At 62.1% G+C, this 14,690-nt stretch carries 12 protein-coding genes; 3 read left to right on the top strand and 9 right to left on the bottom strand.

Annotation, left to right across the window (positions count from 1 at the left end):
• Positions 1 to 46 precede the first annotated feature (46 nt).
• Positions 47 to 2,551 carry a glycerol-3-phosphate 1-O-acyltransferase PlsB gene (gene plsB / locus ACLD1X_RS02575; RefSeq protein WP_429365978.1) on the bottom strand — a complete coding sequence of 835 codons (2,505 nt, stop codon included), beginning with the start codon at positions 2,549 to 2,551 and terminating at the stop codon, positions 47 to 49.
• A 236-nt stretch (positions 2,552 to 2,787) separates the two neighbouring features.
• Between plsB and ACLD1X_RS02570 the strand changes: the two genes are divergently transcribed.
• On the top strand, positions 2,788 to 2,997 hold the full coding sequence (locus ACLD1X_RS02570) for a cold shock domain-containing protein (protein WP_008019570.1): 210 nt from the start codon (positions 2,788 to 2,790) through the stop codon (positions 2,995 to 2,997).
• A gap of 147 nt (positions 2,998 to 3,144) precedes the next feature.
• Here ACLD1X_RS02570 and ACLD1X_RS02565 read toward each other — a convergent pair whose 3' ends face one another.
• The 4 genes from ACLD1X_RS02565 to ACLD1X_RS02550 form a co-directional block, all read right to left on the bottom strand.
• Positions 3,145 to 3,522, bottom strand: coding sequence for a hypothetical protein (locus ACLD1X_RS02565; protein WP_429365977.1), 378 nt, complete (start codon positions 3,520 to 3,522; stop codon positions 3,145 to 3,147).
• A gap of 92 nt (positions 3,523 to 3,614) precedes the next feature.
• Positions 3,615 to 4,427: a putative RNA methyltransferase gene (locus tag ACLD1X_RS02560; RefSeq protein ID WP_429365976.1), complete on the bottom strand. Its 813-nt coding sequence runs from the start codon at positions 4,425 to 4,427 to the stop codon at positions 3,615 to 3,617.
• On the bottom strand, positions 4,427 to 5,578 hold the full coding sequence (gene dapE / locus ACLD1X_RS02555; RefSeq protein ID WP_103394413.1) for a succinyl-diaminopimelate desuccinylase: 1,152 nt from the start codon (positions 5,576 to 5,578) through the stop codon (positions 4,427 to 4,429). The genes ACLD1X_RS02560 and dapE overlap by 1 nt, the downstream gene beginning before the upstream one ends.
• 229 nt (positions 5,579 to 5,807) lie before the next feature.
• Positions 5,808 to 8,399 (bottom strand): glycosyltransferase, encoded by a 2,592-nt coding sequence (locus ACLD1X_RS02550; protein ID WP_429365975.1) that lies wholly within the window; start codon positions 8,397 to 8,399, stop codon positions 5,808 to 5,810.
• Positions 8,400 to 8,611: 212 nt separating this feature from the next.
• Between ACLD1X_RS02550 and tcdA the strand changes: the two genes are divergently transcribed.
• On the top strand, positions 8,612 to 9,430 hold the full coding sequence (gene tcdA, locus ACLD1X_RS02545) for a tRNA cyclic N6-threonylcarbamoyladenosine(37) synthase TcdA (protein WP_429365974.1): 819 nt from the start codon (positions 8,612 to 8,614) through the stop codon (positions 9,428 to 9,430).
• 102 nt (positions 9,431 to 9,532) lie between these two features.
• Here tcdA and ACLD1X_RS02540 read toward each other — a convergent pair whose 3' ends face one another.
• From ACLD1X_RS02540 to ACLD1X_RS02525, 4 genes are all read right to left on the bottom strand, one after another.
• Positions 9,533 to 9,937, bottom strand: coding sequence for a SufE family protein (locus ACLD1X_RS02540; protein ID WP_429365973.1), 405 nt, complete (start codon positions 9,935 to 9,937; stop codon positions 9,533 to 9,535).
• Positions 9,934 to 11,139 carry an aminotransferase class V-fold PLP-dependent enzyme gene (locus ACLD1X_RS02535; protein WP_429365972.1) on the bottom strand — a complete coding sequence of 402 codons (1,206 nt, stop codon included), beginning with the start codon at positions 11,137 to 11,139 and terminating at the stop codon, positions 9,934 to 9,936. The genes ACLD1X_RS02540 and ACLD1X_RS02535 overlap by 4 nt, the downstream gene beginning before the upstream one ends.
• A gap of 147 nt (positions 11,140 to 11,286) precedes the next feature.
• Positions 11,287 to 12,321 carry a 2,3,4,5-tetrahydropyridine-2,6-dicarboxylate N-succinyltransferase gene (gene dapD / locus ACLD1X_RS02530; protein ID WP_429365971.1) on the bottom strand — a complete coding sequence of 345 codons (1,035 nt, stop codon included), beginning with the start codon at positions 12,319 to 12,321 and terminating at the stop codon, positions 11,287 to 11,289.
• A gap of 32 nt (positions 12,322 to 12,353) precedes the next feature.
• On the bottom strand, positions 12,354 to 12,716 hold the full coding sequence (locus tag ACLD1X_RS02525; protein ID WP_008052792.1) for an ArsC family reductase: 363 nt from the start codon (positions 12,714 to 12,716) through the stop codon (positions 12,354 to 12,356).
• A gap of 318 nt (positions 12,717 to 13,034) precedes the next feature.
• On the opposite strand from ACLD1X_RS02525, the gene ACLD1X_RS02520 reads away from it, so the two are divergent.
• Complete coding sequence (locus ACLD1X_RS02520; RefSeq protein ID WP_429365970.1) at positions 13,035 to 14,666, top strand: Na+/H+ antiporter; 1,632 nt, start codon at positions 13,035 to 13,037, stop codon at positions 14,664 to 14,666.
• Positions 14,667 to 14,690: the final 24 nt, after the last annotated feature.

Genomic DNA, 14,690 nt, shown 5'->3' with positions numbered 1-14,690 from the left:
GATCTCCGTATCGAGGGCGCCAGAACCGACTGGCGCCCTGATCAATCTAGACGCTTTGTGCCGGCGCTGCGGGTTGGTCGGCAGCATCTTCACTGCGATGCAACGCCACCTGACGGATCGACAGGCGAATCTCCGCCGGCAACACCCGTTTGGCCGCGCCTTCGGCCAGTTCGCCGAGCAGTTCGTGATAGCCCAGCTTGCCGGCTTCGTCGCGCTTGAGCACCTCGAGGTCGAGCATGGTCTGGATGAAGTGGCGGAACAGGCTCTTGTCGAAGAATTCCGGGGCGTTCAGGCCATGCAGGATCGACAGGCGCTGGGCCATGACCGTGCACAGGTCTTCCAGTTCTTCGGCGCTGATGCTGTTCTGGCCGCTGTTGAGCAGCAGGGACACGGTCATGTAGAAGCGCTGCAGGGTCTGGGCGATGCTTTTCGACAGCAGCGTCAGCAGCACGAAATGCCGTGAACTTGGCGCCGGGCGCAGGTACACGGCGTTCTCGAAACGCAGCAGGCCTTGTTCGACGAACGCTTCCAGCCACTGGTCGATCACCCCGTCCAGTTCGTCCAGCGTCCAGCGGATGAACAGTTCCGCTTGCAGGTACGGATACAACGCGCGGGCGTAACGCAGGATCTGTTCGCGGCTCATGCGCGAGGCGCTCTGGAAGAAGCTCGCCAGCAGTGCCGGCAGCGCGAAGATGTGCAGCACGTTGTTGCGGTAGTAGGTCATCAGGACGGCGTTCTGTTCGTCCAGATACAGGATCTTGCCAAGGGCGTCGCTCTGTTCGGACAGCAGGTGCATGTCCTTCACGTGCTCGATCAACGCTCGGCCATCACCGTCCGGCAGGGTGGTGTGCGGCGAGTACGGCACCTTGCGCAGCAGCGCCAGATACAAGTCGAGCACCCGTGCCATGGCGCGGTCGTCCAGGGCCAGGCGGCTGGTGGACAGGAGTGCCAGCGCTACCAGGTTGACCGGATTGATCGCCGCCGCTTCGTTCAGATGCTGCGCGACTTTCTCGCCCAGGCGGTTGGTGGTTTCGTTGAGCCAGGCAGGCCTGAATTGCGGGCCGAGTTCCTGTTTACGCCAGTCCGGTTGTTCGCTGTCGAGGAACTCCGCCAGTTTGATCGGCTCGCCGAAGTTCACCGCCACCTGGCCGAAGCGCTGCTTGAGCGCGCCGATGACTTTGAAGATGTCGAAGATCGATTCTTTCTTCTTGCTCGCACCGCGCAGTTCGCCGAGGTAGGTGCGGCCTTCCAGTACGCGCTCGTAGCCGATGTACACCGGTACGAACACGATGGGCACGCGCGACGAACGCAGGAAGCTGCGCAGGGTGATCGCCAGCATCCCGGTCTTCGGTTGCAGCATGCGCCCGGTGCGCGAGCGGCCGCCTTCGACGAAGTACTCCACCGGGAAGCCTTTGGTGAACAGGGTGTGCAGGTATTCGTTGAACACTGAGGTGTACAGCGGGTTGCCCTTGAACGTACGGCGCATGAAAAACGCACCGCCGCGACGCAGCAGGCCACCGATCCCCGGCATGTTGAGGTTGATCCCGGCGGCGATGTGCGGCGGGGTCAGGCCATTGCGAAACAGCAGGTAGGACAGCAGCAGGTAGTCGATGTGGCTGCGGTGGCAGGGTACATAGATCACTTCGTAACCCGGGGCGACCTTCTGCACGCCTTCGATGTTGTTGACCTTGATGCCGTCGTAGATCTTGTTCCAGAACCAGCTCAGCACCACTTCCATGAAGCGGATTGCGGTGTAGGTGTAGTCCGAGGCGATCTCGTTGCCGTAGCGCAAGGCCTGGGCCTTGGCTTTTTCCGCGGAGATGTTTTCGCGCTCGGCTTCGTCGAGGATCGCTTGCTTGACCAGCGGCTGGTTGACCAGGCCCTTGACCAGGTTGCGGCGGTGGGAAATGTCCGGGCCGATCACCGCCGCCTTCAGATTGCGGAAATGCACCCGCAGGATGCGCTGGGCCATGCGCACGGTGCGCTCGTGGCCCTTGTTGTGGTCGATCAGTTCGCGCAAGTGGATCGGCGCGGAGAACTGCACGCGGGTCTTGCGTCCCAGCACGATGATGCTCAGCAGGCGACGCAGGCGCCCGGTCACCGCCCAGCTATCGGCGAAGAGCAGTTTCCATGGGCTGTTCTCGCTGTCCGGCGACTGGCCCCAGAACACGCTGACCGGGATGATCTGCGCATCTTCGGCGGCATTCTGGCTCAGGGCGCTGACCAGGCGGGTCAACGTCGGCGGCGCGCCGCGCTTGTCCTGGCGGCCGAGCCAGTCCGGGTCCGGCGTCAGGTAGAAGAACGCGGCAGGTTCCAGCAGGTTGCCCACCGATACCGGCAGCACCGGGCGCGGCAGGCCGGCCTTGCGGCACTCGGTGTCGACCACGGCGAGGTCGGTCAGCGAAGGGTTTTGCAGGACGTAGAACACCGGACGACTGCGGTCGAGGTTGAGGGTGAACGACGACTGGTTGATCGTCTCCGAGCGAACCCAGAGGTACAACAGTCGGCGCAGGGTGCCAAACACAAGACGGCGGAACGGGGAGCGGGTCATACGGCTTCTGCGTGAGTGGAAAAAACCAAGCGTTTGCTCGGGCGGACGATAGTGTGCCGGATTCGTCGAAAATCGGCAAAAAAGCGCGTAAGTAAACTCCTGTTGAGAGTTTTTGCGTCTGTCATATACTCGGCGCTCTGTCGCCGTTGCCCTCATGGGACCGGTATGCGCAGGCTGACGTTCCCGAGGCTTTCCTGCGAAAAGCCCGATCAATAATAAAAAGGGAGTATGAACAAATGGCAACACGCGAAACCGGCAACGTGAAGTGGTTCAACGACGCCAAGGGCTACGGCTTCATTCAGCGCGAAGACGGGGTGGACGTGTTCGTGCACTACCGCGCGATTCGTGGCGAAGGCCACCGCTCGCTGACTGAAGGCCAGCAGGTCGAGTATGCGGTGGTGCAAGGGCAGAAGGGCTTGCAGGCTGAGGATGTGGTGGGGCTGTAAACCCACTCTTCAGTTCACCCAAAAAACCACTGTAGGAGCGAGCTTGCTCGCGAAGAGCTCAAGGACGCCGCGCTTTCCCGGAGTTGGCGCGTTATCGTTGACGACCATCGCGAGCAAGCTCGCTCCTACAGGGGCGATGTTCGGGCTTCAGGCAGTTTTCCAGGTGATTTCTTCTTCACCGTCGGTGCTGATGCGAATCCAGCGGTCCGCTGTTTCCTCGCCTTCCTCCTCGACCCAGCTACCCGGTGCGCAACGCACTTCTACATTGAGCGCGGCAAAGGCTGCGCGGGCGCAGGCGATGTCGTCGTCCCATGGGGTCTGGTCGCTTTCCAGGTACAGGCTGTTCCACTTGCCGACCGCTTTTGGCAGCCAGGTCACGGGCACGTTGCCGGCCTTGCACTTGTAGGTCTGGCCCTTCTGGACCCATTCCGTGCACGGACCCAAAGCCGCACCGAGCCAGGTGGAAATGGCTTTGTGGTCGACGTCGGCGTCTTTCAGGTAAATCTCGATATCGGGCTGGCGCATGGATGTCCTCACTGCGGGTCTGAAAAATCCATTCGCGGATTTAGCCGGTCTTGAGCCGTTGCCCAAGACCAAAAATTTAAGTTGCTCTCTGGTTACGACTGCAGAACGAAATAATCGTAGCGCATCGACACGGTGACCTCGAACGGCTCGGCCTGCTCGATGACGGCAGCGCGGCGCTCGGCACTGGCGCGCCAGCCGTGGGGCGTCATGGCCAGCAGGTTCGCCCGGTCCTGACCGTTTGCCAGCGTCAGTTTGTATTCCAGGGTTTCACTGTGCGCCAGCGCCATGCCTTCGGGCACCAGGGCCAGATGCTTGTCGTCGGTGTATTCACGGACTTCGTCGTACAGCCGCTCACGCAGCTCCATCAGGTGGCCGCTGGTCGGCCCGACTTTCATCAGGCCGCCGCCGACGCTGAGCAGGCGTTTGGCCTCTTCCCAATCGAGCGGGCTGAAGACGCTCGCCAGGAACTGGCAACTGCCGGAAGCCAGCGGCACCCGCGCCATGCTGGCGATCAACCAGGTGAGCTTCGGGTTGCGTTTGCAGGCGCGCTTGACCGCTTCGCGGGAGATGTCCAGCGCGTAGCCGTCAGCCTCCGGCAAGGCCTCGGCGATCTGCGCGGTGTAGTAACCCTCGCCACAACCGATATCGACCCAACGTCCCGGTGCATAACCTGCCGCCAGCTCCGCCAGGCGTTTGGCCACCGGGGCATAGTGCCCGGCGTTCAGGAAGTCGCGGCGGGCTTCGACCATCGCCTGGTTATCCCCAGGGTCGCGGCTGTTCTTGTGCTGCACCGGCAACAGGTTCAAGTAACCCTGGCGCGCGCGGTCAAAACGATGCCCGGCGGGGCAGGCCACGCCGTTGTCCACCGCGTTCAGCGGTTCACTGCAGATCGGACACGCCAGCATCAGGCAAGCAACTTGATCAGGGTCTGGTAGTAGATCTCGGTCAACACGTCGAGATCCGCCGCCAGCACGCGCTCGTTGACCTGGTGGATGGTCGCGTTGACCGGGCCCAGCTCTACCACCTGGGTGCCCATGGTCGCGATGAAGCGGCCGTCGGAGGTGCCTCCGCTGGTTGACGCCTTGGTTTCACGACCGGTGATGTCCTTGATGCTCGACGACACCGCGTCCAGCAGTGCACCTGGTTCGGTGAGGAACGGCAGGCCGGACAGGGCCCAGTCCACGTGCCAGTCCAGGCCGTGCTTGTCGAGGATGTCGGCAACACGCTTCTGCAGGCCTTCGACGGTGGACTCGGTGGAGAAACGGAAGTTGAACACCGCCACCAGGTCACCCGGAATCACGTTGGTCGCACCGGTGCCGGAGTTGACGTTGGAGATCTGGAAACTGGTCGGTGGGAAGAAATCGTTGCCGTGGTCCCAATGCTCGGCAGCCAGTTCGGCCAAGGCCGGGGCAGCGAGGTGGATCGGGTTTTTCGCCAGGTGCGGGTAGGCCACGTGGCCTTGCACACCGCGTACAGTCAGCTTGGCGCCGAGGGAGCCGCGACGGCCGTTCTTGACCACGTCACCCACCAGGGTGGTGCTCGACGGTTCGCCGACGATGCACCAGTCCAGGCGTTCCTTGCGGGCGGCGAGGCGTTCGACCACCGCCTTGGTGCCGTGATGCGCCGGGCCTTCTTCGTCGCTGGTGATCAGGAACGCGACTTTGCCCTTGTGGTTCGGGTAGTCGGCGACAAAGCGCTCGGAGGCGACGGTCATGGCCGCGAGGCTGCCTTTCATGTCGGCGGCGCCACGACCGCAGAGCATGCCGTGTTCGTCGATCAGCGCGTTGAACGGTTCGATCTGCCAGGCCGTCACCGGGCCGGTCGGGACCACGTCGGTGTGGCCGGCGAAGCACAGCACCGGGCCGTCGTCCTGGCCGTGGGTGGCCCAGAAGTTATCCACATCTTCGATGCGCATCGGTTCCAGGGTGAAACCGGCATCGCCCAGGCGTTGCATCATCTGCTTCTGGCAATCGGCGTCGATCGGCGTCACGGACGGACGGCGGATCAGGTCGATGGCGAGCTGGAGGGTCGGCGAAAGGTCGGCGTGGGCCGTCATGGAAAACTCCGAAAGTCATGAATGTGGGCGCGGACTAACTGTGGGAGCGAGCCTGCTCGCGAATGCGCTGTGTCAGCCAACATAAATGTTGATTGTTACAACCCTTTCGCGAGCAAGCTCGCTCGTACAGGGATCAGGTCAGGCCATTGGGCCGCAGGCCCCGCAAAATGGCGGTTATCTTAAAGCAAAACGGCGACCATTGGCCGCCGTTTAGTGCATCCACAGAGATTTAGACGACAGGTGCCGTTTCAGGTTCGGCGACCGGTTTGGGCAGCGACGACAGGAACGCCATGATCAGCGCCGCGACGTACGGCAGCGACTGCACCAGCAGCATGGTGACCCAGAAGCGCATGTCGTTGCTCGGCAGGCCCTGCACCAGGAAGATCCCCAGCGCCGCGCCCCACAACAGCAGCATGATGAACATCTCTTCCCGGGCTTCCGAAATCGCTACCCAGAAGCCGTGGTTATCGGCGTTTTTCGGTGTGCGGAAGAACGGAATGCTGCTGGTGAAGAAGCCATACAGCACTGCTTTGGCGATGATATGGGACAACGCCAGGCCTGCCAGAGCCGCGCAGAAGGCATCCTTGAGGTTGACCCCGACCGCACGACGGTAGAGGAAGATGATCTTGGCGACCTTGAACACAAACAGCGCCAACGGCGGGATCGCGAAAATCAGCAGCGGTGGATCGACCCGTTGCGGCACGATGATCATCGCCGCCGACCACAACAGTGCGCCGACGGTGAAGAAGATGTTCATACCGTCCGCCACCCACGGCAACCAGCCCGCCAGGAAGTGATAACGCTGGCCACGGGTCAGCTCGGTGTCCTTGCCGCGCAGCAGGGCGGCGGTATGACGCTTGATGATCTGAATCGCTCCGTAGGCCCAGCGGAAGCGCTGTTTCTTGAAGTCGATGAAGGTATCGGGCATCAGGCCCTTGCCGTAGCTGGTGTGGTAATACGCCGCCGACAGGCCTTTTTCGAATACCCGCAGGCCCAGTTCGGCGTCTTCACAGATGCACCAGTCGGCCCAGCCCAGTTCCTCGAGCACCGAACGGCGGGTCATGGTCATGGTGCCGTGCTGGATGATCGCGTCGCGGTCGTTGCGGGTGACCATGCCGATGTGGAAGAAGCCCTTGTATTCGGCGTAGCAGAGCTTCTTGAAGGTGCTTTCGTTCTGGTCGCGGTAATCCTGCGGCGACTGCACCACGGCGATTTTCGGGTCGGCGAAGTGCGGCACCATGTGCTTGAGCCAGTTGCGGTCGACGCAGTAGTCCGAGTCGATCACGGCAATGACTTCAGCATCCTTGGCGGTGTGCGGAATCAGGTAGTTCAGCGCGCCGCCCTTGAAGCCGGCCAGGGGGGCCACGTGGAAGAACTTGAAGCGCGGGCCGAGGGTTGCGCAGTAGTCACGCACCGGTTCCCAGACCGCCGGGTCCTTGGTGTTGTTGTCGATGATCAGGACTTCGAAGTCCGGATAGTCGAGGTTGGCCAGGGCGTTGAGGGTCTGTTTGACCATCTCCGGCGGCTCGTTGTAGCAGGGAACGTGAATCGACACTTTCGGGCGATAGCTGGAATCGCCCACCACCGGCAGGAATTCGCGTCGACGCTTGTGCACCCACACCGCTTCGGCCAGTTCGTGGGCTTCGGTCAGCAGCACGATAAACACCCCGAGCGCACCGAGGGCGAGCAAGAAGCCCACCGTCAGGCTGAACCAGGTGCTGTATTGCTGGCTGTAGTCGTAACCGATCCACACCAGCACCGAGCCGCACAGGAACGCGATGAAGGTCAGGAAGGTACGGCCACGCTGACGCAGGGCCGAGCCGTCGATCATCAGCAGGGTCAGCGACAACAGTGCCAATACCACCGAACCAATGGCCAACACGCGCCACTGCGGAATCGCGACGACCGGGCCTTCGAAGTTGAACTTCTGCTGGCGTGCGGCGTTGAACACGCCCCAGTAGGCGCCGACGGAGCCTTCGTCACTGGCTTTCCACGGTTGGTCAAACGCTTCGATCACGAAGTAGTTGAAGCCCTGGCGGTTGAGCTTGTTGACCAGGGTTCGCAGGTAGATCGCCTGGTCCGCCGGTGAGGCATCGGCGCCACCGCGCATGCGGCCATTGCTCGGCCAGCCCACTTCGGACAGCAGCAGCGGCTTTTTCGGGAACATCTTTTTCAGGTCGCGGGCGCGGTCAAGGACGAACTGCTGCGCTTTATCCACAGGGATAAATTCCCAGTACGGAAGGACGTGCGCGGCGATCAGGTCAACGTGTTTGGCCAGTTCCGGATGTTCCTCCCAGACGTGCCACTGCTCGGAGGTGGTGACCGGCACCTTCACGGCGGCGCGCACGCGATCGAGCAGAACGCTGAGTTCCTTGGCGGTAATTTCCTTGCGGAAGATCGCTTCGTTGCCGACCACCACTCGAACCACGCTGCGTGAGGAGTTGGCAATTTCAATGGCCCGGGTAATTTCCCGTTCGTTGCGTTCCTGGTCCGGGCTGATCCAGATCCCCAGGGTCACCCGCAAGCCGAACTCTTCCGCGAGTTTCGGGATGTCTTGCAGGGAGCCATCGACCGAGTAGATGCGGATGTTGTCCGTCAGCTTGCTCATGATTTCCAGGTCGCGACGCATCTCATCGTCGGTCGGATACTGTTCCTTCTGTGGGAATTGTCCTTGTTGGAACGGTGAGTAGGAGAAACCGGAGATCTGCTCCGGCCAGTTGGGGGCGGTGACCGGGCGATTGATCAGCGCCCAGAAGCCGGTAAACAAGGCTGCGATGGCGAGCACCACGACCAGGTTGAGTCCAAATTTACGCGATGACATGGTTATTTCGGGTTCCAAAGGCTGTGGAACGAGGGGACGGTCGGCGGCCGTAAATGGGCGCGCATCCTACACCGGCAGTTCACTGAACGTACATCGGACAGGGAAATGCCTGACGTTGGGCAGTTAACTTTCACATAAGTTCTTACACTTGTAGCTTGAAGCTTAAAACTTGGTGCTGCGAAGCCCTATACTGCGCGCCGGTTTTTGGGGTAATGGTCATGAGTACAGAAGATCCGCGGTTTGCAGGCATCGCCCGTTTGTATGGCATCGAGGGGCTGGAGCGCCTGCGTGCGGCCCATGTGGCGATCGTTGGCGTCGGTGGTGTCGGTTCCTGGGCGGCGGAAGCCATGGCCCGTTGTGGCGTGGGCGAGATTTCGCTGTTCGACCTGGACGACGTCTGCGTCAGTAACGCCAACCGCCAGCTGCATGCGCTGGACAGCACGGTGGGCAAGCCCAAGGTCGAGGTGATGGCCGAGCGTCTGCGCGGGATCAACCCGGACTGCACGGTGCACGCAGTACCGGACTTCGTTACCCGCGACACCATGGCCGAGTACATCACGCCAAACATCGACTGCGTGATCGACTGCATCGACAGCGTCAACGCCAAGGCTGCGCTGATCGCCTGGTGCAAGCGGCGCAAGATCCAGATCATCACCACCGGTGGCGCGGGCGGGCAGATCGACCCGACGTTGATCCAGGTCTGCGACCTCAATCGCACGTTCAACGACCCGCTGGCGTCGAAGGTGCGCTCTACCTTGCGCCGCGACTACGGTTTCTCCCGCACCGTGACTCGCCACTACAGCGTGCCGTGCGTGTTTTCCACCGAGCAACTGCGCTACCCGAAACCGGACGGCAGCATTTGCCTGCAGAAGAGTTTTGTCGGTGATGGCGTGAAGCTCGACTGCGCGGGCGGGTTTGGCGCAGTGATGATGGTGACGGCGACCTTCGGCATGGTCGCGGCGACCAAGGCTGTGGATAAAATCGTGGCTGGAGTGCGGCGACCGGCGGATCGGGTCAAGCCTCAGGCCTGATTTGTGTGGCTGATGGCCCTTCGCGGGCAAGCCCGCTCCCACAGGGATTTCGGTGATCCTGTAGGAGCGGGCTTGCCCGCGATGGGCTGCGAAGCAGTCCTCTTATTGAGCCAACTCCCGCATTCGCTGAAGCACCGCATTCAAGCCATTGCTGCGGGATTCGGACAACTGCCGCCCCAACCCCAACTGATTGAACCAGTCCGCCAGGTCCACCTGCTGCAACTCAAGCGCGGACAAGCCGTTGACCCGTGCCAGCAGCAACGCCACCAACCCGCGAATCAAGCGAGCATCACTGTTGGCGCTGAACTGCCAATGGCCGCCGCGCAGTTCACCCACCAGCCACACCTGGCTTTCACAGCCGTGCACCCGGTTGGCGTCGCACATCTGCGCATCACTCAACGCCGGCAGACGCTCGCCCCATTGCATCAACAGGCGTGCGCGTTGTTCCCAACCGGCAGCTTTCTGAAAGGTGTCCAGCGCCGTCACGGCATCGGCAGGCAGGTTCATCGCAGCAACTCCAGCGCCTGATCCAGGGCAACAAAGAACCGCTCCAGGTCTTCGGAATCGTTGTACAGCGCCAACGACACCCGAATCGCCCCGGCCAGTTCGAAGCGTTTGAGCAGCGGCATGGCGCAGTGATGACCGGCGCGCACGGCGATCCCTTGTTCGGTCAGCAAATGCGCGAGATCGGCGTTATGCACACCTTCGACAGTAAAACTGGCCAGTGCCACTTGCGGCCTGGCCAGCAGGCGAATGCCCTTGCGCGCCTCAAGGCCCTTGAGCAGGCAGGCATGCAGCGCCGCTTCATGGGCGGACACGGCGTCCTGATCGAGCCCGGCGAGGTAATCCAGGGTTGCTCCAAGGCCGATCACACTGGCAATCGGTGGCGTTCCGGCCTCGAAACCCAGCGGTGCCGGGCGAAAGCGCGCGTCGTGATAATTGGCATCCAGCACCATTTCGCCGCCAAACTGCCAGGGACGCAACTGTTGCAGCGCTGTATGGCGCCCGAACAGCACGCCCAGGCCATCGGGGCCGTAGAGCTTGTGGCTGGAGAACACATAAAAATCGCAGCCCAGCGCTTGCACGTCGTGGCGGCCATGGACCACGCCCTGGGCGCCGTCGATCACGGTCAGTGCATTGTGCGCCTTGGCCAGCGCCAGCAATTGCGGCAGTGGCTGCCACGCGCCAATCACGTTGGACAGTTGGCTGACTGCCAACAGGCGTGTGCGCGAGCCGATCAGGCCGGCTGCGGCCTCAAGGTCGATCACGCCGTCGGCATCCAGCGGCAATATCACCAGTTTCAGATCGCGGCGATGTGCCAGTTGCTGCCACGGCAACAGGTTGGCGTGATGCTCCAGGGCGCTGATGACAATTTCGTCGCCCGGATTGAAAAGATGTTCCAGGCCGTAGGCCAGGAGATTCAGCGCGGACGTCGCGCCGTGGGTAAAGATGATCTGACCGCAATCGCCGGTATTGAGCCATTGCGCGACTTTGCGGCGGCTGTCCTCGAACGCCTGGGTGGCGTGAGCGCCGGGCAAGTGTTGTGCCCGATGCACGTTGGCCGCGCCGTTGGCGTAGTAATGCGCCAGGGCATCCAGCAGGGCTTGGGGCTTTTGCGTGGTGGCGGCGTTGTCCAGATAGGTCTGGCCTTGCCGTTGCAGGGCGGCGATGGCCGGAAAATCGGCGCGCCAGGGGGAGAGAATCATCATGTTGTTCGCCTGTACGCCTGACCCTTGTAGGAGCGAGCTTGCTCGCGATGGACGTCAACGATAACGCAGTGCACCAGACAGCACGTGTCGTCTAATCGTCCTTCGCGAGCAAGCTCGCTCCTACAAGGGTGCGGGTGGTCGTGTGGCTTAGTTGTGAGCGTGCAGCGCTTCGTTCAGTTCGATGGCCGATTTGTGGGTTTTGCATTCCACGGCACCGGTTTCCGAATTGCGACGGAACAGCAGATCCGGCTGACCGGCCAGTTCACGGGCCTTGACCACTTTGACCAGCTGATTGTTTTCGTCCAGCAGCGCCACTTTGGTGCCAGCGGTCACGTACAGGCCCGACTCGACGGTGTTGCGGTCGCCCAACGGGATACCGATACCGGCGTTGGCGCCGATCAGGCAGCCTTCGCCGACCTTGATCACGATGTTGCCGCCGCCCGACAGGGTGCCCATGGTCGAGCAGCCGCCGCCCAGGTCCGAACCCTTGCCGACGAATACGCCAGCGGATACGCGGCCTTCGATCATGCCCGGGCCTTCGGTGCCGGCGTTGAAGTTGACGAAGCCTTCGTGCATCACGGTGGTGCCTTCGCCTACGTAAGCGCCCAGGCGCAGACGCGCGGCGTCAGCGATACGCACGCCGGCCGGAACCACGTAGTCGGTCATTTTCGGGAACTTGTCCACCGAGAACACTTCCAGCAGCTCGCCGCGCAGGCGGGCTTCGAGTTGCAGCTCGGCCAGTTCGCCCAGGTCGATGGCGCCCTGGCTGGTCCAGGCCACGTTTGGCAGCAGCGGGAAGATCCCGGCCAGGTTCAGGCCGTGTGGCTTGACCAGGCGATGGCTGAGCAGGTGCAGCTTGAGGTAGGCCTCAGGGGTGGACGACAACTGGGCGTCTTCAGCCAGCAAGGTGGCAACCAGCGGCTTGTGGCTCTCGGCCAGGCGGGTCAGCAGCTTGCCTTGTACCGCGTCGATGCCTTTCACGGCTTCAGCCAGTTGCGCAGCCTGTGCGGTGGTGAAGGTGATGGCCTGGTTGCCTTCGCTGTAACCGAGGATCGGTGCAACAGCGGCGACCAGTTCGGCGGTCGGGTTGAGCAGCGGCTGGGCGTAGAACACTTCCAGCCATGCGCCTTGACGGTTTTGAGTGCCGACACCAAACGCCAGGCTGAACAGGGTAGTAGACATGTTGATACCTCTAGCAAATTGAAACGGGCTGCTTACTTGAGCGCGGCCGCGTAGATATCTGGCTTGAAGCCAATCAGGGTTCGGTCACCGAGATCGAGCACCGGGCGCTTGATCATCGAGGGTTGTGCGAGCATCAGTTCGATGGCTTTCGTCTGGTCGAGATCGGCTTTGCGTTCGTCGTCGAGCTTGCGAAAGGTCGTGCCTGCACGGTTCAACACCACTTCCCAGCCGTGCTCGTTGCACCATTGGGTCAGGTGTTCACGGTCGATACCGACCGCTTTGTAATCATGAAAGTCATAACTGACAGCGTGTTCATCGAGCCAGGTGCGCGCCTTTTTCATGGTGTCGCAGGCTTTGATGCCGAAAAGGTGCAACGTTTTGCTTGAAACGGTCAAGGAATTGCCCCCTTTGCAGGTGCCGTAAATAAAAGGTGACGGATTATGCCATGGCCGGACGGTTTCGCGGCGGCCGTGGTCGGGTTTGTATGTGTGCCATGCCGTTAAACCTTTGTAGGAGCGAGCTCGCTCGCGATGAACCTGAGAGCGCCGCGGGGTGTCAGGCATACAGCGTCATCGTTAACGACCATCGCGAGCGAGCTCGCTCCTACGGAGGGTGCGGCGATTCCGTGTGCGACATTGGTGCAAGGGCCGCCATGCAGTCTAAGCGGCTAATATGGCACTTCAATGCTGTCGACTGTCCGGGAACCAAGCTTTATGCAAACCGCTTACACCGTCCTGATCCTGTTGATGCTGGTCGGCGTCTCGCGCCTGATCGGACGGGTGATTCCGCTGCCGCTGCCGCTGGTGCAAATCGCCGCAGGGGCCTTGCTCGCGTGGCCGACGCTGGGTTTGCACGTGGCCCTTGATCCCGAACTGTTCCTGTTTCTGTTCCTGCCGCCGCTGTTGTTCTCCGACGGTTGGCGCATGCCCAAACGCGAACTCTGGCATTTGCGCGGACCGATCCTGACGCTCGCGGTGGGGCTGGTGCTGTTTACCGTAGTCGGCGCCGGGTATTTCATTCACTGGCTGCTGCCCGCTGTGCCGTTGCCGGTGGCGTTTGCCCTGGCGGCCGTGCTGTCGCCGACAGATGCGGTGGCGGTGTCGGCCATCTCCCGCAACAGATTGCCCACACCCTTGATGCACATTTTGCAGGGCGAGGCGCTGATGAATGACGCCTCTGGCCTGGTGACGTTCAAGTTTGCGCTGGTGGCAGCAGTGACCGGTGTGTTCTCGCTGGCCAATGCCAGCCTGACCTTCATGCTGGTCGCCGTTGGTGGTCTGGCCGTCGGGGTGGCCTTGAGCTGGCTGGTCGGCCGCCTGCGGGCGTGGATGATCGCGCGCGGCTGGGATGATCCGGCGACGCACGTGGTGTTCATGTTGCTGCTGCCGTTTGCCGCCTACGTGCTGGCCGAGCGCATGGAAGTGTCGGGCATTCTGTCAGCGGTGGCGGCGGGGATGATGCAGAGCTGGCTCGATCTGCTGCCGCGCCAGACCAACACTCGCTTGCTCAATCGCAGCGTCTGGTCATTGCTGGAGTTCGCCTTCAACGGTTTGATTTTCCTGCTGTTGGGCCTGCAGTTGCCGGACATCATCAAGGCCGTCGCCAGTCACGAAACCTCGCTTTGGCCGACGTTGCTGTATCGCGGGCTGGATGTGCTGGCGATTTTCCTGGTGCTGCTGGCCTTGCGCTTCGTCTGGGTGCAAAGCATCTGGCGCCTGTCGGTGTTGCTGCGGCGCCTGCGCGGCAAGGGTGAAGTGACCCGGGTGCCGACAGCGCGTTCCTGTTGGTTGCTGACCGTTGGCGGTGTGCGCGGGGCCGTGACGCTGGCGGGTGTGATGTCGGTGCCGATGCTTATGGGGGGCAGCGCATTTCCCGAGCGGGACTTGCTGATCTTTATTGCTGCCGGGGTGATTCTGCTGTCATTGATTGCGGCCTGCATCGCGCTGCCACTGTTGTTGCGTGGCATCGAAGCCAGCCCGGACGACAAGCGGCGTAATGAGGTGCGCGACGCCTGGCGCAAGACCGCCGAAGCGGCCATTCATGCGCTTGAGGCAGAAGAGGTCAACCCGCAGGACGCCGCGCAATCCGCGCTGGCCGCCGAGCTCAAGGCGCGGATCATGTCGGAGTACCGGCATCAGCTGGAGGTGTTCAACGACTCCGCTGAAGCCCAGGCCCTGGCCTTTCAGATGGACTTGCTGGAGCGGCGTTTGCGCGTGAAGGCGCTGCGGGCGCAGCGCCTGGAGTTGTACAGCCTCAGCCGTCAGCACCAGATTGCTGATGACGTGTTGCGTGAAGTGCTGGGTGAGCTGGACTTGAGTGAGGCCAAGCTGGGCCAGGTGAAGTAAACCTGGCCGTTGCCGGGCGGAGGG

It is taken from the genome of Pseudomonas sp. 18173 (assembly GCF_050432945.1).
GTDB lineage: Bacteria > Pseudomonadota > Gammaproteobacteria > Pseudomonadales > Pseudomonadaceae > Aquipseudomonas.
The sequence above is the reverse complement of the archived record's forward strand: the minus strand, read 5'-3'. Positions and strand labels throughout refer to the sequence as shown.

Excerpts from the sequence above, each read along its gene's own strand:
- ACLD1X_RS02540 (WP_429365973.1), bottom strand. The coding sequence starts at position 9,937 with ATGAACCTGCCTGCCGATGCCGTGACGGCGCTGGACACCTTTCAGAAA.
- ACLD1X_RS02550 (WP_429365975.1), bottom strand. The coding sequence starts at position 8,399 with ATGTCATCGCGTAAATTTGGACTCAACCTGGTCGTGGTGCTCGCCATC.
- ACLD1X_RS02570 (WP_008019570.1), top strand. The coding sequence starts at position 2,788 with ATGGCAACACGCGAAACCGGCAACGTGAAGTGGTTCAACGACGCCAAG.
- ACLD1X_RS02560 (WP_429365976.1), bottom strand. The coding sequence starts at position 4,427 with ATGCTGGCGTGTCCGATCTGCAGTGAACCGCTGAACGCGGTGGACAAC.
- tcdA (WP_429365974.1), top strand. The coding sequence starts at position 8,612 with ATGGTCATGAGTACAGAAGATCCGCGGTTTGCAGGCATCGCCCGTTTG.
- ACLD1X_RS02535 (WP_429365972.1), bottom strand. The coding sequence starts at position 11,139 with ATGATGATTCTCTCCCCCTGGCGCGCCGATTTTCCGGCCATCGCCGCC.
- ACLD1X_RS02520 (WP_429365970.1), top strand. The coding sequence starts at position 13,035 with ATGCAAACCGCTTACACCGTCCTGATCCTGTTGATGCTGGTCGGCGTC.
- dapD (WP_429365971.1), bottom strand. The coding sequence starts at position 12,321 with ATGTCTACTACCCTGTTCAGCCTGGCGTTTGGTGTCGGCACTCAAAAC.
- plsB (WP_429365978.1), bottom strand. The coding sequence starts at position 2,551 with ATGACCCGCTCCCCGTTCCGCCGTCTTGTGTTTGGCACCCTGCGCCGA.
- dapE (WP_103394413.1), bottom strand. The coding sequence starts at position 5,578 with ATGACGGCCCACGCCGACCTTTCGCCGACCCTCCAGCTCGCCATCGAC.
- ACLD1X_RS02565 (WP_429365977.1), bottom strand. The coding sequence starts at position 3,522 with ATGCGCCAGCCCGATATCGAGATTTACCTGAAAGACGCCGACGTCGAC.